General features: G+C 70.7%; 24 protein-coding genes. 11 read left to right on the forward strand and 13 right to left on the reverse strand.

The annotated features are described in order from the left end of the window. Window positions 1-8 precede the first annotated feature (8 nt). The 3 genes from ACFY36_RS21365 to ACFY36_RS21375 all read right to left on the reverse strand — a co-directional run bounded on the left by ACFY36_RS21365 (window position 9) and on the right by ACFY36_RS21375 (window position 2,495). Entirely contained in the window at window positions 9-803 is a 795-nt protein-coding gene (locus tag ACFY36_RS21365; RefSeq protein WP_499747720.1) for a S1 family peptidase, read from the reverse strand. A 97-nt stretch (window positions 804-900) separates the two neighbouring features. Continuing rightward, a complete protein-coding gene (locus ACFY36_RS21370) occupies window positions 901-1,689 on the reverse strand; it encodes an enoyl-CoA hydratase-related protein (protein ID WP_499747721.1) in 789 nt (262 codons plus the stop codon). Next, on the reverse strand, window positions 1,686-2,495 hold the full coding sequence (locus ACFY36_RS21375; protein ID WP_499747722.1) for a PaaX family transcriptional regulator: 810 nt from the start codon (window positions 2,493-2,495) through the stop codon (window positions 1,686-1,688). The genes ACFY36_RS21370 and ACFY36_RS21375 overlap by 4 nt, the downstream gene beginning before the upstream one ends. 259 nt (window positions 2,496-2,754) lie before the next feature. On the opposite strand from ACFY36_RS21375, the gene ACFY36_RS21380 reads away from it, so the two are divergent. Further along, a complete protein-coding gene (locus tag ACFY36_RS21380) occupies window positions 2,755-2,922 on the forward strand; it encodes a DUF3117 domain-containing protein (RefSeq protein WP_014694782.1) in 168 nt (55 codons plus the stop codon). Between the two features lie 77 nt (window positions 2,923-2,999). After that, on the forward strand, window positions 3,000-4,397 hold the full coding sequence (locus ACFY36_RS21385) for a leucyl aminopeptidase family protein (RefSeq protein WP_499747723.1): 1,398 nt from the start codon (window positions 3,000-3,002) through the stop codon (window positions 4,395-4,397). Here the strand turns inward: ACFY36_RS21385 and ACFY36_RS21390 are convergent. Further along, window positions 4,374-4,946, reverse strand: a complete 573-nt coding sequence (locus tag ACFY36_RS21390; protein WP_499748192.1) for an O-methyltransferase — start codon at window positions 4,944-4,946, stop codon at window positions 4,374-4,376. The genes ACFY36_RS21385 and ACFY36_RS21390 overlap by 24 nt on opposite strands. Before the next feature lie 248 nt (window positions 4,947-5,194). On the opposite strand from ACFY36_RS21390, the gene ACFY36_RS21395 reads away from it, so the two are divergent. Beyond that, window positions 5,195-6,463, forward strand: a complete 1,269-nt coding sequence (locus ACFY36_RS21395) for a S1C family serine protease (protein ID WP_499748193.1) — start codon at window positions 5,195-5,197, stop codon at window positions 6,461-6,463. Between the two features lie 70 nt (window positions 6,464-6,533). Beyond that, entirely contained in the window at window positions 6,534-6,947 is a 414-nt protein-coding gene (locus tag ACFY36_RS21400) for a twin-arginine translocase TatA/TatE family subunit (RefSeq protein WP_499747724.1), read from the forward strand. On the opposite strand, the gene ACFY36_RS21405 is transcribed toward ACFY36_RS21400, so the two are convergent. Genes ACFY36_RS21405 through ACFY36_RS21415 form a run of 3 tightly spaced genes read right to left on the reverse strand, consistent with a single transcriptional unit; the run spans window position 6,944 to window position 9,946 of the window. Next, entirely contained in the window at window positions 6,944-8,095 is a 1,152-nt protein-coding gene (locus ACFY36_RS21405) for an Mrp/NBP35 family ATP-binding protein (RefSeq protein ID WP_499747725.1), read from the reverse strand. The genes ACFY36_RS21400 and ACFY36_RS21405 overlap by 4 nt on opposite strands. A gap of 22 nt (window positions 8,096-8,117) precedes the next feature. Then, the gene (locus tag ACFY36_RS21410; RefSeq protein ID WP_499747726.1) at window positions 8,118-8,663 is read right to left on the reverse strand and encodes a DUF1003 domain-containing protein; all 546 of its coding nucleotides are present in this window, start codon (window positions 8,661-8,663) and stop codon (window positions 8,118-8,120) included. Continuing rightward, window positions 8,660-9,946, reverse strand: a complete 1,287-nt coding sequence (locus ACFY36_RS21415; protein ID WP_499747727.1) for a magnesium transporter MgtE N-terminal domain-containing protein — start codon at window positions 9,944-9,946, stop codon at window positions 8,660-8,662. The genes ACFY36_RS21410 and ACFY36_RS21415 overlap by 4 nt, the downstream gene beginning before the upstream one ends. A gap of 27 nt (window positions 9,947-9,973) precedes the next feature. Between ACFY36_RS21415 and ACFY36_RS21420 the strand changes: the two genes are divergently transcribed. After that, on the forward strand, window positions 9,974-10,846 hold the full coding sequence (locus ACFY36_RS21420; protein WP_499747728.1) for a PhzF family phenazine biosynthesis protein: 873 nt from the start codon (window positions 9,974-9,976) through the stop codon (window positions 10,844-10,846). A gap of 105 nt (window positions 10,847-10,951) precedes the next feature. Here the strand turns inward: ACFY36_RS21420 and ACFY36_RS21425 are convergent, their stop codons facing one another. Together ACFY36_RS21425 and ACFY36_RS21430 are read right to left on the reverse strand one after the other, a co-directional pair. After that, on the reverse strand, window positions 10,952-11,449 hold the full coding sequence (locus ACFY36_RS21425; RefSeq protein WP_499747729.1) for a hypothetical protein: 498 nt from the start codon (window positions 11,447-11,449) through the stop codon (window positions 10,952-10,954). A 9-nt stretch (window positions 11,450-11,458) separates the two neighbouring features. Then, complete coding sequence (locus tag ACFY36_RS21430; RefSeq protein WP_499747730.1) at window positions 11,459-12,169, reverse strand: HAD family hydrolase; 711 nt, start codon at window positions 12,167-12,169, stop codon at window positions 11,459-11,461. A 147-nt stretch (window positions 12,170-12,316) separates the two neighbouring features. Between ACFY36_RS21430 and ACFY36_RS21435 the strand changes: the two genes are divergently transcribed. The 3 genes from ACFY36_RS21435 (at window position 12,317) to ACFY36_RS21445 (ending at window position 14,873) form a co-directional block, all read left to right on the forward strand. Then, window positions 12,317-13,231, forward strand: a complete 915-nt coding sequence (locus ACFY36_RS21435) for a DMT family transporter (protein ID WP_499747731.1) — start codon at window positions 12,317-12,319, stop codon at window positions 13,229-13,231. A gap of 96 nt (window positions 13,232-13,327) precedes the next feature. Beyond that, window positions 13,328-13,948, forward strand: a complete 621-nt coding sequence (locus ACFY36_RS21440) for a hypothetical protein (protein WP_499747732.1) — start codon at window positions 13,328-13,330, stop codon at window positions 13,946-13,948. Between the two features lie 109 nt (window positions 13,949-14,057). Beyond that, entirely contained in the window at window positions 14,058-14,873 is an 816-nt protein-coding gene (locus tag ACFY36_RS21445) for an SDR family NAD(P)-dependent oxidoreductase (protein WP_498692543.1), read from the forward strand. A 52-nt stretch (window positions 14,874-14,925) separates the two neighbouring features. Here ACFY36_RS21445 and ACFY36_RS21450 read toward each other — a convergent pair whose 3' ends face one another. The 4 genes from ACFY36_RS21450 to trxA all read right to left on the reverse strand — a co-directional run bounded on the left by ACFY36_RS21450 (window position 14,926) and on the right by trxA (window position 18,285). Next, window positions 14,926-15,420, reverse strand: a complete 495-nt coding sequence (locus ACFY36_RS21450; protein WP_499747733.1) for a DUF4190 domain-containing protein — start codon at window positions 15,418-15,420, stop codon at window positions 14,926-14,928. A gap of 62 nt (window positions 15,421-15,482) precedes the next feature. Beyond that, window positions 15,483-15,890, reverse strand: coding sequence for a CoA-binding protein (locus ACFY36_RS21455; protein ID WP_499747734.1), 408 nt, complete (start codon window positions 15,888-15,890; stop codon window positions 15,483-15,485). A gap of 19 nt (window positions 15,891-15,909) precedes the next feature. Next, the gene (locus ACFY36_RS21460) at window positions 15,910-17,814 is read right to left on the reverse strand and encodes an intein-containing Rv2578c family radical SAM protein (protein WP_499747735.1); all 1,905 of its coding nucleotides are present in this window, start codon (window positions 17,812-17,814) and stop codon (window positions 15,910-15,912) included. Window positions 17,815-17,922: 108 nt separating this feature from the next. Continuing rightward, window positions 17,923-18,285 (reverse strand): thioredoxin, encoded by a 363-nt coding sequence (gene trxA, locus ACFY36_RS21465; protein WP_499747736.1) that lies wholly within the window; start codon window positions 18,283-18,285, stop codon window positions 17,923-17,925. A gap of 391 nt (window positions 18,286-18,676) precedes the next feature. On the opposite strand from trxA, the gene ACFY36_RS21470 reads away from it, so the two are divergent. The 3 genes from ACFY36_RS21470 (at window position 18,677) to ACFY36_RS21480 (ending at window position 20,340) form a co-directional block, all read left to right on the forward strand. Further along, complete coding sequence (locus tag ACFY36_RS21470; RefSeq protein WP_499748194.1) at window positions 18,677-19,306, forward strand: TrmH family RNA methyltransferase; 630 nt, start codon at window positions 18,677-18,679, stop codon at window positions 19,304-19,306. An 82-nt stretch (window positions 19,307-19,388) separates the two neighbouring features. Then, window positions 19,389-20,051, forward strand: a complete 663-nt coding sequence (locus ACFY36_RS21475) for a DUF6758 family protein (protein WP_499747737.1) — start codon at window positions 19,389-19,391, stop codon at window positions 20,049-20,051. 10 nt (window positions 20,052-20,061) lie between these two features. Continuing rightward, window positions 20,062-20,340, forward strand: coding sequence for a hypothetical protein (locus ACFY36_RS21480; protein WP_498662061.1), 279 nt, complete (start codon window positions 20,062-20,064; stop codon window positions 20,338-20,340).

A 20,340-nucleotide genomic window follows, 5' to 3' on the forward strand; every position in this document is an offset into this window, starting at 1 on the left:
AGCAGACTTCAGCCGCCCAGTGACGTGGCGGCGGAGCGGATGGCTGACGCGAAGTAGCTGACCTGCGTGTAGACGCCCGGCTTGTTCGGGCGGGCGCACCCGTCACCCCAGCTCACGATGCCGACCTGGATCCAGGCGTTCGCCGCGTCGCGGCGGAACATCGGGCCGCCCGAGTCGCCCTGGCAGGTGTCGACGCCGCCCGCCGTGTAGCCGGCGCAGATCTCGTTGCTCGCGATGACCTCGCCGCCGTACATCGACGACGAGTTGCAGGTCGCGTCGCTCACGAACGGGACCGTGGCCTTGAGCAGGTAGCGCTGCTGCGCGCCGCCCTCGCGGGCCGCTCCCCAGCCGGAGATCGTGAACGTGCCCGAGTCGTACGCCGTGGTCGTGGCGATCGGCAGTGTGGCCAGGCCGGTGACCGGGCTGGCCAGGCGGATCAGCGCCCAGTCCTTGCCGGAGCCGTTGTAGCCGGGCGCGCGGAGGACGTAGTTCGACTTGCGCGTGATCTTGCTGGTGGAGTTCAGGTCGACCACGCCGAGGGTGGCCGTGATCGACGTGTTCGTGCCGGTGGCGCTCACGCAGTGGGCCGCGGTGAGGACCAGCGTCGGGCTGTAGAGGGCGCCGCCGCAGCCCATCGACAGCCGCACCATGAACGGGAACTCGCCCTGAGCGGCGCGCGTGCCGCCGACGACGGACGGCGTCGGGTCGACCGACGCCGCGGCGGCCGGGGACGCGATCGCGCCGCCCGCCGCCATGGTCAGCGCGGCCATCGCCACGCCGAAGAAGTTCCGCCACTTGACCATTTCGGCCCTCCCACGGGGGTACGCGCGCCCGGTAGGACGCGTCGGGAGGAGCCTATGCATCGAGCCTTATAAATGTGACGATCCCAAAACCGTCATATCAGCGGCCTTCGAAGACCGGCTTCTGCTTGGCCACGAAGGCGTCCACCGCGTTCTTGTGGTCGGCCGTCGCCCCGCAGATGGCCTGGGCCTGCGCCTCGGCCGCCAGCGCGTCCGACAGCGTGCCGGCGTCGCCGATGGACAGCTCCCGCTTGATCGCCCCGTAGGCCACCGTCGGGCCCGCCGCCAGCCGGGCCGCCAGCTCCTGGGCCACCGGCAGCACCTGCTCGTCATCCTCGGTCAACCGCGAGAGCAGGCCCATCTGGTACGCCGCCTCGGCCCGGACCGGCTCGGCCAGCAGCAGCAGTTCCAGCGCCCGCGCGTGCCCCACGATCCGCGGCAGCGACCACGAGACCCCGCTGTCGCCGGCCAGGCCCACGTTGGCGAAGGCCATCAGGAAGCCCGTCTTGGGCCCGCCGACGCGGAAGTCGGCCAGCAGGGCCAGCGAGGCGCCCGCACCGGCCGCCATGCCGCGCACCGCCGCCACCACCGGCTTGGGCATGCTGGCCAGCCGCTGGGCGATCGGGTTGTAGTGCACCCGCACCGTGTCCAGGTCGGTGCGGCCCGACTCGAGCTGCTCGGCGTGCTCGCGCAGGTCCTGGCCCACGCAGAAGGCGTTGCCGGCTCCGGCCAGCACGATCGCCCGGCAGGACTTGTCGGACTCCAGGGAGGCCAGCGTGTCGCGCAGCGCTTCCTTGAGGTCGATGTCGAGCGCGTTCATCGCCGACGGCCGGTTGAGCGTGAGGGTGACGACAGCGTCGGTGCGGTCGACGAGCAGGGAGTCTGTCATGAGTCTGAGAATCCCACACGACTGCGAGTCGCGGACTGCAGGCAGCGCTCCACATATCGGTCGGCCGCGGGCCGCAGCCGGGCCGCGTGGCGGTCGAAGAAACCGGCCGCGCTCGTCCCCGGCCAGCGCGGCGGCAACAGCGACGTCGGCAGGTGCGGGTCACGGAACAGGAACGATCGCCACGAGTGGACCAGGCGGAACCGGGCCGCGTACGCCTCCTCGTCGCTGCTGCGGGCGTTCACCGTGGTCACGACGGGTCTCAGGTCGGACACGAATTCCTCGTAGGAGCGGGCCAGCTCGGGCAGGTTCCAGGCCTTGCCGACCACCTCGGCCGCGCCCGGTGAGCCGGCCGCGTGGGCGGCGCTGAACCGCTCGTACGGCACGGCGGCGTCGGTCAGCACCGTGTCCACCTCCTCGGTGGCCCGGGGCGCGACCCACGCGTGCTCGCCCAGCGATCCGTAGCCGAGGAAGGTCAGCCGGGCCGCGTCGCGCCGGGCCAGCGGGCCGTGCAGCAGGATCAGGTCGAACTTGCCGTCCCAGCTCACGCGTCCGGTCCGGTAGATTCGCGCCGCCGCCTCGTCGAGACGGCGGGCGGCTTTCGGGGTCAGCAGATATCCCGGCCCGGAGACCAATCGCATAGGGTGCAACCAGCCTTGGCGCACCATGCGGGACACCGCGGTGCGCACAGCGGGAGGAGCGATGCCGAGTGGCGCGAGCAGCTTGACCAGGGCCGCGACGGGTGCGCGCCCGCCTCGCGGGCGGAGATAGTCGCCGTACAGGTCGAAGAGTGCGGACCGCGCCTGCATGACCGCACATTGTGACAGCCCGAAAGGCGATATGCTAGACGCTGTCACATCCGCCCGGGCTGGGTTTGGGTTCGCCGGTGTTCATCAGGGAAAATGTTTGATCGGCACGGTGGGCCGCTCTGCGTGATGACGCGCAAAGGCCCCTCGGCCGCCGGTCGGATACGAGGTACCACGTCACGTGGGGCTGAGCACGTGACCGTTGACAAGTGGCTGTGGGGCAACCCACCGACACCCTGATGTGGGTCTGAGGGGAGACAAGATGGCGGCGATGAAGCCGCGGACGGGCGATGGTCCGCTGGAGGTCACCAAGGAGGGTCGGGGCATCGTCATGCGTGTCCCGCTGGAAGGTGGTGGCCGTCTCGTCGTTGAGATGACTCCGGACGAGGCCAGCGCGCTGGGTGACGCGTTGAAGTCGATCGCCGGCTGACGTTTCACGCGAGCCCGCCGGTACGGTACCGCCCGTACCGGCGGGCTTTCCACGTCTTCGAGAAAGGTCATGCTCCCGTGTTTCCGATCCGGCTGACCGACCACCTCGACGACGGCCTGACCCGCGTGGTGCCGATCGGCTCGCTGGGTCCACTGTCGCACGTCGACGGCGCCCTCGGTGACGAGATCGCCGCTCTGGGTGACCACCCCGATCCTGTGATCGTTCTGCGCCGGCCGCTGAGCCGCCCGGCGAAAGTCCTGCTGGTCGACGCGACCTCCGGCTGGCGAGCCGCCGGCGCGGCCATCGCGCGCGAGACCGGCGAGCCGCTCCAGATCCTGCTGGGCCAGGAGGGCGAGGAAACCGATGTCCGCGACCTGGCCGAGGGCCTCTGGCTCGGCGGCTACCGCTACCGCGACGCGCTCCAGGAGCCACGCACGGCTCCGGTCGATCTGGTCACGACCAGGCCTGAGGTGTACGCCCGTAGCCTGGCCCGGGCGCGGATAGCGGCCCGCGCCACCTGGTTCGCGCGCGACCTCACCAACACACCACCGAACCTGAAGATCCCGGACTGGTTCGCCGAGGAGATGTCCGGCGCGTCGGCACGTCGGCCCGGCATCGCGGTCCGCGTCCACGCCGGCGCCGGCCTGGAGCGCTTCGGCGGCCTGCGCGCCGTGGGCGGCGGCTCGAAGTGGCGTCCCTGCATGGTCGAGATGACCTGGCAGCCGCCCGGCGCGGCCACCCACGTGGTGCTGGTCGGCAAGGGCATCACGTTCGACAGCGGCGGCCTCTCGGTCAAGACCCGCGAGGGCATGAAGCGGATGAAGAACGACATGGCCGGCGCGGCCGCGGTGGCCGCGGCCACGCTGGGCGCGGCCGACCTCGGCCTGCGGGTGCGGATCACCGCGCTCATGCCGCTGGCCGAGAACGCCATGAGCGGCTCCGCGTTCCGCCCGGGCGACGTGATCACCCAGTACGACGGCACCACCACCGAGACCACCAACTCCGACGCCGAGGGCCGCCTGGTGCTGGCCGACGCGCTCGGCTACGCGGTCGAGGGCCTCGACCCCGACGTGATCGTCGACCTGGCCACGCTGACCGGCTCGCAGAAGGTGGCGCTGGGCCCGGAGATCTCCGCCCTCTTCACCGACAACGACGAGCTGGCCGACGCCCTGCGGGCGGCCGGCGAGCGGGCCGGGGAGAAGATGTGGCGTATGCCACTGCCGGCCGATTACCGCGACCTGCTCCGCAGCGACGTGGCCGACCGGCACAGCTCACCCATGAGCTCGCCCGGCGCGGTGGTGGCCGCCCTGTTCCTGCGCGATTTCCTCGGGCCGTACGCGGACCGCTGGGCCCACATCGACATGGCCGCGCCCGCCTGGAGCGACACCCAGGAGCTCGAGACGGCGCGCGGCGCCACCGGCTGGGGCGCCCGGACCCTGCTGCGCTATCTCTCAGCGCTTGACGGCGGTCAGTAGACCGCCGCCCGACGAGATCACCGCGGGGATCCACTCCTCGGACTCGCGCACCGCGCGGACCGTCTCGCGGATGGTCAGCGTCTCGACGTCGCGGGCCGACGGGTCGGAGATGCGACCGCCGGCCAGCACGCCGTTGATCACGAGCGCGCCGCCCGGGCGCAGCAGCCGCAGCGCCTCGTCGGCGCAGGCGCCGAACTCGGTCGGGTCGGCGTCGACGAAGACCAGGTCGTACGCGCCGTCGGCGAGCCGGGGCAGCACGTCGAGCGCCCGCCCCGTGATGATCCGGGTGCGCGACGGCGCGAACCCGGCCTCGGCGAAGATCCGCCGGGCGATCCGCTGGTGCTCGTTCTCGACGTCGATGGTCGTGAGCACCCCGTCCGGCCGCATGCCCCGCAGCAGCCAGACACCGCTCACCCCCGTACCGGTGCCGATCTCGACCACCGCCTTGGCGCTGCCCGCGGCGGCCAGCAGGCGCAGCACGGACCCGGCGGCCGGGGTGACGCTGAACAGGCCGACCTCGTGGGCGAGGCTGCGCGCGGTCTGCAGCACGATGTCCTCGTCCGCGTATGCCTCGGCGAACTGGGAACCGTTGGTGGCCGGCTGGGGACCGATCGAGCGGGCTGACGGGACGATGACGAACCTCCGGGAGCGGCTGAGGATGCGCATAAAGAGTAAAGCGATGCTCCTCTAGCACGCACCTAGGCGTCGATGGGATAAAAGGGCCGGGGAGAGGCAGCACGAGGGATCCGTGTCATTCTGGAGGGGGAGCCGGGCGGAACATGAGTGGAGGCACCGACGTGACCGACGGTTGGAACGCGCGTCCCACTCCGCCGCCTGCCAATGGTCAACCACCCACGCCCTGGCCGTCCGACGCGCTGTGGTCCGGGTCGATGGCCGACCCCTGGCGTGACCCGTACGCTCCGGCCGCCGTCGTCGTGCAGAGCGGCCCGCAGGCCCCCGGCCCACAGCCGGAGCCGGTCGCCGACCCGGACGCGCCGCGCCGTTCGTACACCCCAATTCTCTTGATCTGCCTGGTCACCGCGCTGCTGGCGGGTGGCCTGGGCGGCACCCTGGGCTACGTCTTCGCCGTGCGCGGCGGGGTCGGCGGAGGCGCCGCCTCGAGCCTGGGAGCGCCGGCCGAGGACGCGCCGGCCGCGGCCAACCGGGCCCCCGACTCGCAGGCCGGCGTGGCCAAGAAAGTGCTGCCCAGCGTGGTGACGGTCCGGGTGACCGGCGCCATCGGCTCCGGCTTCGTGGTGTCCAAGGACGGCTACGTGATCACCAACGACCACGTGGTCGAGGGCGCCGACGACGACACCATGTCGGTCGCGTTCAGCGACGGCTCCACGGCGAGCGCCAAGGTGGTCGGCCGCGACCCCGAGTCCGACATCGCCGTGATCAAGGTCGCCAAGTCGAATCTGACGCCGGTCGCCATCGGCAACTCCGACTCGATCGCGGTGGGCGACCCGGTGCTCGCCTTCGGCTCACCGCTGGCGCTGGTCAACACGGTCACCGCCGGCATCGTCAGCGCCCTCGACCGCACCATCGAGGCCGGCGGCGAGTCGGGCGGCACGACCCGCTACTACGCGGCCATCCAGACCGACGCCGCGGTCAACCAGGGCAACTCGGGCGGCCCGCTGGTGAACGCGGCCGGCCAGGTGGTCGGGGTCAACTCGGTGATCCGCTCGGTCGGCGGCACCGACACCGAGGCCGGCAACATCGGCCTGGCCTTCGCCATCCCGATCAACCAGGCCCGCCGGGTGGCCGGCGACATCATCGACACCGGCAAGGCCCGGCGCACGGTGATCGGGGCCGAGGTCGCCACCGGCGGCACCAGCGCGACCGGGGCCCGGCTGCGCTCGGTCGAGCCCTCGGGCCCGGCCGCCACCGCGGGCCTCAAGGCCGGCGACGTGGTCATCAAGATCGACGGGCACGCGGTCGAGGACGGCACCGATCTGATCGCCCTGGTGCGCAAGTACGCTCCGGACTCGACCGTCTCCGTGGAGTACCGTCGCGGCACCAAGACCCAGACGGCGTCGGTGACATTGGTCGCGGACTCCAACTGAACCACTTCGGGACTGCCACCTGACAGGTTCCGTGCGTAGGCTGGTCGCGGAGACAAGGGAGGCAGCCCTCATGTTCGAAAACCTGAACTGGTGGGAGATCGGCGCGCTGCTGCTGCTGGCGCTGCTGATCTTCGGTGAGCGGCTGCCGAAGGTGATCAGCGACGGCATGCGCATGCTGCGTGGCCTGCGCGCCATGGCGCAGAACGCGACGAGCGACCTCAACCGCGAGCTCGGCACCGACCTGCAGCTGCAGGACCTTCACCCCAAGGCGTTCATCCGCAAACACCTGATCAGCGAGGACGAGGAGGCGGCGCTCCGCAAGCCGCTCCAGGGCCTCCTCGAGGACGTGAAGTCCGATCTGAACGGCGTGAAGACCGGCCTGTCCGAGGTCGCCGACGCCGCCGACATCAAGAAAGCGCCCTCGGCCCCACCGTCGACAGCGGTGGCACCGAAGGCGCGAACCTTGGATCTGGACGCTACTTAAGCCCTCTTGGTCGTGACCGAGAGGCCCAAAGGCTTGCCGATCAGCGAGTCGCGGCGGACGGCCAGCTTGGCGGCTACGGCGTCGAGGGCCTTGGCCGCCGGCGCGTCCGGAGCGGCCAGCACGATCGGGTCGCCGGCGTCACCCGCCTCGCGGACCCGGGTGTCCAGGGGCACCTGACCGAGCAGCGGCACCGAGGCGCCGATCGTGGTGGTCAGCGAGTCGGCCACGGTCTGCCCGCCGCCCGCGCCGAAGACCTCCATGCGCGAGCCGTCCGGCAGCTCCAGCCAGGACATGTTCTCGACGACGCCGATGACCCGCTGGTGGGTCTGCAGCGCGATCGCCCCGGCCCGCTCGGCCACCTCGGCGGCCGCGGTCTGCGGGGTGGTGACGATCAGGATCTCGGCGTTGGGCAGGAGCTGGGCCAGCGAGATCGCCACGTCGCCGGTGCCCGGCGGCAGGTCGAGCAGCAGCACGTCGAGGTCGCCCCAGTAGACGTCGGCCAGGAACTGCTGGAGCGCGCGGTGCAGCATCGGGCCCCGCCACACCACGGCCGCGTTGCCCGCGGTGAACATGCCGATCGAGATCACCTTCACGCCGTGCGACTGCGGCGGCATGATCATCTCTTCGACCCGGGTCGGCCGGGCCTCGACGCCCAGCATGCGGGGCACCGAGTGGCCGTAGATGTCGGCGTCGATCACACCCACCGACAGGCCCCGCTTGGCCAGGGCCGCGGCCAGGTTGACGGTGACGCTGGACTTGCCCACGCCGCCCTTGCCGCTCGCTACGGCGTACACCCTCGTGCGAGAGCCGGGCTGGGCAAAGGGAATGACCGGTTCCGCTCCAGCGGAACCACCGCGCAGCGTGCTCTGCAACGCCTTGCGCTGCTCCTCGGTCATCACACCGAAGTCGATGCTCACCGAGGAGATGCCGGGAATCTTGGTCAGGGCGGCCGTGATGTCGTTGTTCAGCTTGTCGCGCAGCGGGCAGCCGGCCACGGTGAGCAGCAACTCGACCCGGACCGAGCCGTCGGCGACAGTGAAGCCCTTGACCATGCCGAGTTCGGTGATCGGGCGTCGGATCTCGGGGTCGTCGACCGTGGCCAGAGCGGCCTGAATCGCGTCCTCGATGGTGGAGGCGGGAGCGGACATGACTGCCATGCTACGTCGCTCCTTACCGGGGCTCGGCGTCCCAGTCCTTGCGGTCCTCCTCCCAGTCGGAGCGCGCCCGCTTCTCCCGCCGGTGTGCCGCCTCGTCCAGTTCGTCGGCCAGCCGGGCCAGCTCCGAGCGCAGGAAGTCGCGGGTCGCGACCTCGCCCAGCGCGATCCGCAGCGAGGCGATCTCCCGCGCCAGATATTCGGTGTCGGCCTTCTGCATGGCGGCCCGCCGCCGGTCCTCCTCCATCGCCAGCCGGTCCCGGTCGGTCTGCCGGTTCTGCGCGAGCAGGATCAGCGGCGCCGCGTACGACGCCTGCAAGGACAGGATCAAGGTCAGGAACGTGAAGGTGTACGGGTCGAAGCGCAACCCTTCCGGCGCCAGCGTGTTCCAGAGGAACCAGACGGCGATGACCAGCGTCATCCACACGATGAACTGGGCCGTGCCCATGTAGCGGGCGATGTTCTCCGACCACTGCCCGAACGCCTCCGGATTGAACCGGGGCAGCCGCACCCGTCCCGGCTCGACGGGCTGATCCAGGCGGTCCCGCCGCGGCTCGGTCACAGCACGACCTCATCCGTGTCGTCGACGCCGAGGTTGTCGCGCTCACGCCAGTCACGCGGCAGCGAATGGTCGAGCACGTCGTCGACGGTCACCGCGCCGACCAGCCGGCGCGTCGAGTCGATCACGGGCATCGCCACCAGGTCGTACGTCGCCATCCGCTTGATGATCTCGGCCAGGGGGGCGTCGGGACGCAGGGGCTCGATGTCGTTGTCGACGATGCCGCCGAGGATCGACGACGGGGCCTCACGCAGCAGCCGCTGGAAATGCACCATGCCGAGGTATTTCCCACTCGGCGTGGCCGACGGCGCCCGCGCCACGAAGACCTGCGCGGCGACCACCGGGGACAGCTCCGGCTCCCGGATGCGGGCCAGCGCCTCGGCCACCGTCGTGTCCGGCGTGAGGATCACCGGCTCCGAGGTCATCACACTGCCGGCCGTGCCCGGGCGGTAGTTCATCAGCTGCCGGACCGGGTCGGCCTCCTCCGGCTCCATCAGGTCGAGCAGCACGGTCTGCTCGGCCTTGGGCAGTTCGGCCAGCAGGTCGGCCGCGTCGTCCGGATCCATGCGTTCCAGTACGTCGGCGGCCCGCTCCCGGTCGAGGCGGACCAGGATCTCCACCTGATCGTGCTCGGGAAGCTCCTCGAGCACGTCGGCCAGCGTCCGGTCGCTGAGCGCGGCCGCGACCTCGTTACGGCGGGCGTCCGGCAGATCCTGAAGGGCGTTGGCCATGTCGGCCGGGCGCATCTGCTCGAGCAGGGCCAGCAGGTTGGAGGTGCCCTGCGTGTCGGTCGGCCCGACCAGCCCGCGCACCCGCTCGTACTCGGCCTGGAAGACGTGCCCGCGGCGGGTCAGCCGCCCGGTGTGCTCCCGCACGGCGACCCGGGTGACCAGCCACTCGTTGTTCCGGTTGAGATCCATCCCGATGTCGACGACGACGCCCGGGGTGGCCGTGCCCTCGCCGTGCTCGGGCACCACCTCGACCCGGCGGTCGAGCAGATCCTCGATGACCAGCAGCTCGTTGGGCCGCTTCTCGAACCGGCGCAGGTTGAGCACCCCGCTGGCCAGCACGACGTTCTCGGCGTCCATCGACGTCACCCGCCCGATCGGCAGGAAGATCCGCCGGCGCAGCGCCATCTCGGCCACCAGCCCGACGACCTGAGGCGGCCGGCTCGTGGTGCGCAGGCGGACCACGCCGTCGCGGACCCGCCCGACCCGGTCCCCGTTGGGGTCGAACACGGGCAGACCGGCGAGGCGGGCCACATAAACCCTTGTGCCCATGGTCACGCCCTCAGCCTAGGTTAGGGTCCGGACATGTCAGGAGTGGCGTACGAGATCGTCGACGTGTTCACCGATCGCCCGTTCGCGGGCAACCCGCTCGCAGTGGTCTACGGCGCGGACGACTTGGCCGCAGATCAGATGCACACGCTGGCCCGCGAGTTCAACCTCTCCGAAACCGTATTCGTCCTTACCCCCGCAGACCCGGCTGCCACCTATCGTGTGCGGATCTTCACTCCGGAGTCGGAGATCCCGTTCGCGGGTCACCCGAGCGTGGGCGCGGCCGTGACCTCGATGCGCCGCGGCCTCTTCCCGCCCGGCGACGTCATCCAGGAGTGCGGAGCGGGCCTGCTGCCGATCACGGTCACACCGCAGGGCGCGGCCACGGTGACGGGCGGAACGCCGAAACTGGGCCCGGCGCTGGCGGTCGAGCCCCTCCTCGAGATCACCGGCCTGACGGCCGAGGACCATGCGGGCGGTGCCCCCCGTCACGCTGGGGGAGGCTTGGACTGGGTGGTCTTCCCCGTACGTCGTGAAGCGCTCGCCAAAATCAAGATAAACGCCCGAGCGGCCGAGGAGCACGGCATCACCGACCTGAGCGTGGTCGCGTGGGATCCCGTCCGCTCGGAGGCGCACTCCCGGGTCTTCATCCCCGGAAGCGCCGTCCCCGAGGACCCGGCGACGGGCTCGGCGGCCCTGGCTCTGGGCATCTGGCTGGTCGACGCCGGCCTGCTCCCGGCCGACGGCACATCGTCGTACCGCGTCCACCAGGGCATAGAGATGAAGCGCCCGTCCCGCCTGGAGTGCACCGTCACGGCGCTCGCTGGGGCAGCAACCTCGGCAACCGTCGGCGGCCACGTCTGGCCGGTGGCCACCGGCCAGATCGCCGTACCACCGTTTGTGGGTTAGCCGGCCGTTGTCCACACTCGCGGGTTGTCCACAGGGCACCCGCGCGAGGCCGCTGTTTTTCGCGACAATGGCCGTCAGGACGGGGGCCCCCTTGGGAGGGCGGGGTCAGCGTTTGCGGACCTTGTGCAGGCGGAACGGGCGGGTCACCTCGACGCGGGCCGGGGTCTCCCGCGGTGGGGCCGCGCCCGAGTCCTTCGGCAGGTCGGGGCGGCTGAGCGGTGCCTGATCGGGAACCGGCGTCAGCCGTACGACCGCGCAGCCCGTCTCCGCCCACCGGGCCGTCACCTGGTCCGCCGTGCCCGACGCGTTCAGGCGTTTGACCGCCAGCTGGGGCGCCACCGTCTCCCAGTCCTCGCTGCCCGGCGTCAACCTGGTCACCGTCGCCTCGGTGACCAGGATCAGGCCGCCGTTGTCGCCGCGCAGCCGGACTGTGGCCCTGGTCGCCTCGGCCAGGCCGGGCGCGAACTGCTCGCCGGGGCCGCTGACCACGATCAGCGTGCCCTCCAGCGGCAGGCACCACAGTGCCAGCGCCGGCCCGTCCGCGACGGAGATCCAGGCCAGTGCCGCCTTCTTCAGTGCCTCGTCCAGCAGCGGTGAAGTCACCGCCACATCCTAAGCAACCGCCGGCTCTCCGACCCGGGACTGATCGACCAGGCCGACGATCTCGGTCAGTGAGCGGACGGTGCGGCCGGCGAAATTCGTGTCCGCGTCGAACGTCAGGTGGTTGGCCAGGTCGGGGGCGGCCAGCCGGACGGGGGTCATGCCGACCGCGGCGGCGCCGGTCAGTTCGTGGCTGCCCCCGTCGCCCACGTACAGGCATTCGGCGGGCTGGACGCCGAGTTCGTCGCATGCGGCCAGGTAGATCTGCGGGTCGGGTTTGCAGACGCCCAGGCGTACGGAGAAGATCGTCGCGTCCAGCAGGGGCGCCACCGGGAGGCTGGGCAGGAACGCCGGCAGCTCATGTGTGCAGTCGCTGATCACCGCCGTGGACAGGCCGCGGCGCCTGATCGCGGTCAGGGCGCTGACCGCGTCCTCGCGGAGCCGGGTGTCCGCCTTCAGCGCGTCGATCCGGGCCGGCACCCCGGCCCGCACCTGGTCGGTGAGGGGGCGGCCACCGGCCTGCTCGATGACCCACCGTAGGGTGGCTTCCGCGGAGCCGTACCGGCCCCGGGCGCGAGCCCGGAACGTCCGGTCCAGCACTCCGCGGACCGCTTCCGGATCGGCGCCGAGAGCCCGGGCGATCTCGGCGTGCTGGGGTCCGCGCTGGACCGAGCGGGTGAGTGTGCCGAAAAAGTCGAACACGACCGCACGGTATGCGGGCATGGTAAATCAGCCTCCCGGGCATCAGGGGTTCACAGGTGGTCAAAGGGGTCATGCGAAACCTCGGTGACTGTAACGACAGCGTCACTCTCAGTTCAATAGGCGTCGATGAACTGTGGTCTATCAGTCCGCAAGAAGCGACGGCCGGGGATGAATAAGCCCTCATCGCGCGTGAACGGGTCGGCTGTCGCGCTGGTCGTGGCCGTCCTCGCGGTCTCCTCCTCGGCGCCGCTGATCGCCTTCGCGGCCGCTCCGGCCCTGGCCATCGCCTTCTGGCGCAACTTCCTGGCGACGGTCGCTCTCACACCGATCACGTACGGCCCCAGGCGCTCCGAGATCAGGGGCGCCTCCCGCCGGGCCGTGCTCTTCGGCGTGCTGGCCGGGGTGGCGCTGGCCGCGCACTTCGCCACGTGGATGCCGAGCGTCCAGCTCGGCTCGGTGGCCACGGCGACGGCGCTGGTGGCCACGCAACCGGTGTGGCAGGGCCTGATCGCGCTGGCGCAGGGCCGCCGTCCGTCGGTGGCCGGGTGGGCGGGCATCTTGCTGGCCGTGGCCGGCGCCGCCTGGGCCACGGGCGCCGACGTGGGCGTGTCCGGCCAGGCGGTTCTGGCCGACGTCCTGGCCTTGTTCGGCGCGATCTTCGCCGCCGTCTACACCGCGCTCGGCGAGCAGGCCCGGGCCACGTTGAGCACGACCACGTACACGTGGATCTGCTACGGCGTGTGCGCCGTGCTGCTCCTGATCGTCTGCCTCGTCTCCGGCATTCAGCTCGGCGGCTACGACGCGCACACCTGGGCCGCGATCCTCGCCCTGGTCGTCGGCGCCCAGCTGCTGGGCCACTCGATGTTCAACTACGCCTTGCAGCGCACGTCGGCCACCACGGTCAGCGTCCTGATCCTGCTCGAGGTGCCCGGCGCCGCCCTGCTGGCCTGGCTCTGGCTCGGGCAGGCGCCGCGCCCGGCCGCCCTGCCGGGCCTCGCCCTGCTCCTGCTCGGCGTGGCCGTGGTCATTCTCGGCGCCACCCGGTCCAGCCGGCCCGCGGTCGACCCCGTGCTGACCGACTGAGATTCCCCCATTGCGCGGTTCGCGGCTTTCGTTCGTTGAGCCCTGCGGGTCTCGCCTGGCGGGCAGTGCCGGGCCGGGGTAGAGAGGGGGAATGCGATGTACCGCGCTCGATTCCTGGTCGGACTGGCCGCTGCTCTCGGAGCGATCCTCGTGATCGCCGGATGCGGCGAGCAGCCGGAGGACAAGCCCGCCGACCGGCCGGGCCTGACCGGCGGATGGAGCACGGCCGGATGCGAGTTCCACCGCCGGGCCGAGCACGTGCGGATGGCCGGTCTGCTGATGCCGGCCACACCGGCCGAGCTGGAGGCCGCGATGGACCGCGTCGACCGCGGCGGCCGCACCGAGTTCGCCGACAGCTACGCCGGGCTCGAGGTCGACCAGGAGCAGGTGCGCGCGATCGTCTACCGCGTGCCGTCGGCCACCTTCGACCAGTTCATCCGCCGGGCCGCCGAGAACGCCTGCATCGTCGTCCGCGACGCCGACCACTCCGCGACCGATCTCGCCTTCTGGCACGACCGCGTGCTGGCCGACATCCAGTTCTGGACCCACCGGGGCATTCGCCTGGTCTCGATCGGCGCCCGCCACGACGGCGCCGGCATCGAGATCGGCACCCGTGACCTCGAGCGGGCCCGCCTCGAGCTCCCGGCCCGCTACGGCGCCCGGGCCCCGCTCCTGTTCGTCGAGGAGGGACCGGTCCGCCCTTTGTCGCACGGCTGAGGGTGCGCCACGACGGGGGTGATGTTTGCTCTGGGTGAATGGACGGGGCAGGATCGCCGCAGGGTCACCGGCGCGGAGCGTGAGGGCCGCGCGGGAGTGCCGGTTTCGGATGTCTGGTGAGATGGGGATCGACGTGGAAGCGACGGAACCGGAGGAGGCTCCGGTCACGCTGCGGCTGGACGGCAAGGTTGCCCTGGTCACGGGGGCCGGCAGTCCGGACGGGATCGGCTATGCGACGGCACGGCGGCTCCGGGATCTCGGGGCCAGGCTGGCGATCGTGTCGACCACGCGGCGTATTCATGAGCGTGCGGCGGAACTCGGCGTGACCGGGTTCGTGGCCGATCTGACCGACGAGGCCGAGGTGGGCGCGCTCGCCGACGCGATCACCGATCAGCTCGGCGATGTCGAGGTGCTGGTGAACAACGCCGGCCTGGCGAGCCGGGCCAGCCCCGAGGTGCTGCGGCCGGTGGCGCAGCTGACGTACGACGAGTGGAAGTCCGAGATCGACCGGAACCTCAGCACGGCGTTCCTGTGCAGCCGCGCCTTCCAGGGCGGCATGGCCGAGCGTGGCTGGGGGCGGATCGTGAACCTGGCGGCGACGGCCGGGCCGGTCAACGCGCTGCCGACCGAGGCGGCGTACGCGGCGGCGAAGGCCGGCGTGGTCGGTCTGACCCGGGCGCTGGCGATGGAGCTGGTGGCCGACGGGGTGAACGTCAACTGCGTGGCGCCTGGGACGATCTACACGGCGGCGTCGACGGTCACCGAGATCAAGCAGGGCCTGGGTACGCCGATCGGGCGACCGGGCACACCGGACGAGGTGGCGGCGGCGATCGCCTTCCTGTGCTCGCCGGCGGCGTCCTACATCACCGGGCAGATGCTCGTGGTGGACGGCGGCAACAGCGTGCGCGAGGCCGAGTTCCGCTGACCGTGCGCGTGGTCTTTGTGCGCCAGCACGCGCGCACAAAGACCAGCGCGGATCACGGCGACGTCGTGGCCGAGCTGCCCACGGCGATCACCACGATGATCACGTAGCCGATGCAGACCAGCAGGCCCAGGGCGGTGAAGATGTAGCCCAGCCACAGCCCGGCGGTGGCGAGGCCCTCGCCCTGCTCACCGGTCTGGCGGATCTGCTTCTTGGCGATGTGCCCCAGCACGATCGCGGCCGGCGAGAAGACGAACGCGAACACGAGGGCCAGGATCGCCATCGTGTTGGTGCTGGTCACCGGCTGGTACGGCGCGCCGTAGCCGGGCTGGGCGCCGTACGGCTGACCGTAGCCGGGCTGGCCGCTGTACGGCTGGCCGCTGGACGGCTGAGCACCGTAGGGCTGGCCGCTGGACGGCTGAGCACCGTACGGCTGGCCGCTGGACGGCTGCGCGCCGTACGGCTGCCCGCTGGTCGGGTCGTATGGCTGCTGCCCGTAGGGCTGCTGCGGCTGATATGGATCCGGTGTGCCACCGGGGGGATAGGTCATCAGGTCCTCCTCGTTCCCCGGCACGGTACTAGCCGGGGTACAGGGAGAACACGGTAGGTGACCTATTTGAGCCTGGTGAGCTGCCCGACCGCCCGCTCGACGGCGAGACAGCGGTCCTCCACGTAGTCGATGCCGGCCTCCTCGGCGATGCGCCGCGCCTCGGCCGAGGCGATGCCGCTCTGCAGCCACACCGCCGGCGCCTTGATCGCGACCGCCTGGCGCACCACGTCGACCGCGTCGTGCGAGGGCCGGAAGACGTCGACCAGGTCGACCGGCTCGTCGATGTCGGCCAGGGTGCGGAACGCCTTCACCCCGAAGATCTCGTCGGCGTACGGGTTGACCGGAATGATCCGCCAGCCGTGACGCTGCATCTGCAGCGGCACGGAGTGGGAGGGCTTCCACGGATCGCGCGAGGCGCCGACCACCGCGATGACGTTGGCTTCGGCCAGGATCTGTTGTGCGCTCCTCATGCCATCGACTGTAGTTCGATCACAGCAGAGTCAACTGCTGCGGCCGTACGTCCTCCTCGACCGCCCGGGCCTCGGCCGGAGTGGCCCGGTGGAGCCCGTACCGGCGGGCCGCCATGCGCACCCGGGCCACCACCTCCTGCTGATAGGACTGCGGCGAGTACGACCCGTTGCCGTAGAGCTCCCGGTAGCGCGGCGCCAGCTCGGGATGGGTACGGGTCAGCCACGACGCGTACCACTCGCGGGCGCCGGGCCGCAGGTGCAGCGGAAGCGGCGTGACGCTGGTGGCTCCGGCGGCCGCGATGGCGGCGACGGTCTCGTCGATCGACTCGTCGCTGTCGGTGAGGCCGGGCAGGATGGGCGCCATCAGCACGCCGATCGCGAAGCCGGCGTCGGTGAGCCGCCGGACCGCGTCGAGCCGCCGCCGCGGGCTCGGCGTGCCCGACTCGACCGCGCGCCAGGCCCGCTCGTCGACGAAACCGACCGAGAAGGAGAGCCCGACCCGGGTGACCTCGGCCGCCTGTTTCAGCAGATCGAGGTCGCGCAGGATGAGCGTGCCCTTGGTCAGGATGGAGAACGGGTTGGCGTGGTCGCGCAGCGCGGCCAGGATCTGCGGCATCAGCCTGTATCGGCCCTCGGCCCGCTGGTAGACGTCGACGTTGGTGCCCATCGCGATCGGGGCGCCGGACCAGCGGGGCGCGGCCAGCTCGCGGCGGATCAGCTCGCCCGCGTTCACCTTCACCACGATCTTCGAATCGAAGTCGTGCCCGGTGTCGAGGTCGAGATAGCTGTGAGTATGCCGCGCGAAGCAGTTGTGGCTGACCACGCCGTCGGCGATGAAGTCGCTCGTGCCGGTCGTGATGTCGAACAGCGGCAGCGTGAGACCGAGGTCCTCGATGTCGACGACGGCGAGCTGGCGGCCGGCCCGCACGCCGACCCCGGAGGCGTCCAGCGGCGCGCCCTCGGCCCCGGTGAGGTGGCGGAAGCGCAGCGCGGCCCACAGGTCACGGTCGAGCTCGACCACGCCGTTGCCGCGCACCGGGCCGCGGCTGGGCAGGCCGAGGTGGGTCAGCGACTCGGTCACCCGGCTCAGGAACTGGCGGTCGGCGCTGGTGAACGAGATGGCCAGCCGGTCGGCGCGCCCCACCGAACCGAACGCGCCGGCCAGGAAACCGCGGCGCCACCCGTCGGTGGGCATCTCGGGCCAGCGCAGCGCCTCGTGCAGCGGGACGTCCTCGAGGTAGCGCTCGGCGCGCTCCCGGGCCCGGTCGAGGCCGGCGGTGTCACCGCGGACCAGGCCGCACAGGAAGCCGGCCTGATAGTCGGGCGTCTCCTTGGGCGGCTCGGCGAAGTGGCCGACGCCGAACATCAGGTCGCCGACGGCGAGCGCGGGCTGGTGGGCCTCGGCCGGGCTGACATGCCGCCAGCCGCGGGCGGTGAGGAAGCGGTGGTCGCCGCTGGCCACCAGCCGGGTGCCGTCGGCCAGGGTGACCCGGAAGGACGGTTTCGTGGTCGACCAGTGGTCGAGGACGGTGGTCGGCACATAGCGCCGGCAGGCGCCGGCGCCCATGGTGCCCATGATGGCGTCGCCTCGGCGCAGCTCGGCGAGCGGGCGGCTGGTGCCGTCGGCCATCAGGATGGGCGTGTCGCCGGACAGGCAGTAGGAGCAGGCGTGCGAGCACCCGCGGTAGGGATTGACGGTCCACTCGAACGGCACCCGCGAGGCGCCCGGCACCCGGTTGATCAGGCTTTTCGCCTGGATCTCGTAGAACGTCATGCCGGCGAAGCCGGGGGTGTCGAACGAGCGGACGGTGGCGCCGGGCAGCGCCAGCGGCAGGGGTGGAGCCGCCGGCGCTGCCCTGTCCAGGAGCGACCTGTCCAGGAGCGAGCCGCCGTCGGTCGTGGCCGACAGGTTGGACCATCGCATGGCCGATATTCGAACACGCGTTCGATCGTCGTGTCCAGTCGAACACGCGTACCAACGAAAAACCCGCCGGCCCGAACCGGGCGGCGGGTTTTCGAGGTATCTACGTGATCAGTGGCTGTGCGCGGCGAGCTGCTGGCGTACCTCGTCCATGTCCAGCTTCTCGACCTGCTCGATGAGGTTCTCGAGGGCCGACTCGGGGAGTGCGCCCGGCTGCGAGAAGACGATGACGCCGTCGCGGACGGCCATGATCGTCGGGATCGAGCGGATGTCGAACTTCGCGGCGAGCGCCTGCTCGGCCTCGGTGTCGACCTTGCCGAAGGTGATGTTCTCGTGCTTCTCCGAGGAACGCTCGTAGGTCGGAGCGAAGCGGACGCACGGCCCGCACCAGCTAGCCCAGAAGTCGACCAGGACGATTCCGTCCTTGCCGGTGACCTCGTCGAAGTTGTCAGCGGTCAGCGCAACCGTCGCCATGATGTCTCCGTCCACGGGAAATTGGCTTTCGTGCGGTGAAACCCATCCGTCCCACTCGCCATTCCCGCCTCGGCGGCGGATGACACGTGGTCTACAGCACGAATTCGGGACACGGGGTGGGCCGTAGGCCACCCATCGTAACGATAGGTGAGGGAAACGCTCCGGTTAACGAAGCAACTCGTGACGTCCCATTTGCCCCAAATCCAAGAGATCGTTATTGCCCACCGTAATAGGCAACAAACTTAAATGTGACCTGGGTCACACCTGAGTATTCTTCACATCGATACGGACGGTAAGGCAGACTTGCCGCACAAAGCGTGGACGGCGGGTGCCGGGGAGGGCCCCGCCGTTCATTGCGTCTCCCCACTGATCAGTACCGTGAGCGCCCATGATGACCGGTGAGGACGAGACCGCCGAAGTGGGCGTCGGCCCCTGGCCCGGCGAGTGGCCCACCGACGAGCGGTACGACCCGGAGCTGCTGGCCAACGGCGATCGCCGCAACGTGGTCGACCGTTACCGCTACTGGCGCCGCGAGGCCGTGGTCGACGATCTGGACACCCGCCGGCACGGCTTCCACGTGGCCATCGAGAACTGGCAGCACGACTTCAACATCGGCACCGTGGTGCGCAACGCGAACGCCTTCCTCGCGGCCGAGGTGCACATCGTCGGGTCACGCCGGTGGAACCGCCGTGGCGCCATGGTCACCGATCGTTACCAGCACGTGCGGCACCACCCGACGATCGAGGAGTTCGCCGGCTGGGCGTCCGCGTCGGGCCTGCCGGTGATCGGGATCGACAACCTGCCGGGCTCCCGGCCGATGGAGACCACGACTCTGCCGCGGCGCTGCGTCCTGCTGTTCGGCCAGGAGGGCCCGGGCCTTTCCGAGATGGCGCGGGCTGCGTGCTCGGAGCTCTTCTCGATTGCCCAGTACGGCTCCACGCGGTCCATCAACGCCGGGGTGGCCAGTGGCATCGCGATGCACGCCTGGATTCGCGCGCACGCGGGACCCCCGCCCGGGTGAATCTCGCTGATACGTCCGGGTTCTGCGGATCCGCTTGACGAGGGCCTCCGTGGGCCGCACGGTAGTGGATGTGGGTGTCACAGTGAGTTGCCCCAGGTGTGGTGCACAGGTGCGGAAGCCGGACCTGATGCACAGCGACTGGCGCTGTGACAACTGCGGCGATGTGCCGCCGTTCCATGTCGCGGAGCACATCAGCGCCGACATCGTCGACAGCATGCTGCGCCGGCAGAGATCGTCGCCCGAGAAGGTGCCGTTCTGGTGCCCGTGGCCGCTGCCGGCCGGGTGGATGGTCACCGGGGCCGGCTGGGCGGGCGACGATCGCCGGGGTGTGCGCGCCACCGCGATCGCGTGCAGCGGTCCCGAGCCGCTCGCCGGCGGGCCGGCCGACGTCATGTTGATCGCCGAGCAGCCGGGTGTCGGACTGGGCACCAGATTCGCCGGGATCCCCGGCATCGACCCGGGTTATCTGATCGCCGAGGCGCTGGCCGACCCGAGTGGCCATCCTGGACCTCACGCCAAGATCAAAGCGGCCGGGCACCCCACTCCACTGTGGTGCGTCAAGTCCCCTGAGGATCGAAGTGCGTACGTGAGTGAGGCGAAAGGAATGTGGCTCTATGCGGTAGCGTGGCCCGCAAGCGCGGGCTACTTCCTCGCGGAGCACGTCGTCCTGCACGATCTCTCCGAGGGGGTGCCGTCCGAGCTCGTGTACGGAGCGCCGTCACCGTGTCTGCACGGAAAAGCCTGAAACTTGGGCCGTGACCTGCGGAGACGGTATCGGCTTTTCGGCCACATTGTTCACACCGAGCGACGAAGCTGATACCGTCAGTACTGCCGCGGCGCTGACCGTCACCCGCACCCACAGGAGAAGGCTCGCCATGATCAAGAAGGTTCTGACCTGGCTTGGTATCGCGTTCTTGATCTTTTTCATCGCCTTCAACCCGAACTCGGCCGCATCGGTCTTCGAGTCACTCGGAGGCACGATCGCCGATATTGCCCGGGGCTTCGGCACGTTCTTCACGAACCTCGTCGCTTAG

This window comes from Actinoplanes sp. NPDC000266 (genome assembly GCF_042899005.1).
Taxonomy (GTDB): Bacteria; Actinomycetota; Actinomycetes; order Mycobacteriales; family Micromonosporaceae; genus Actinoplanes.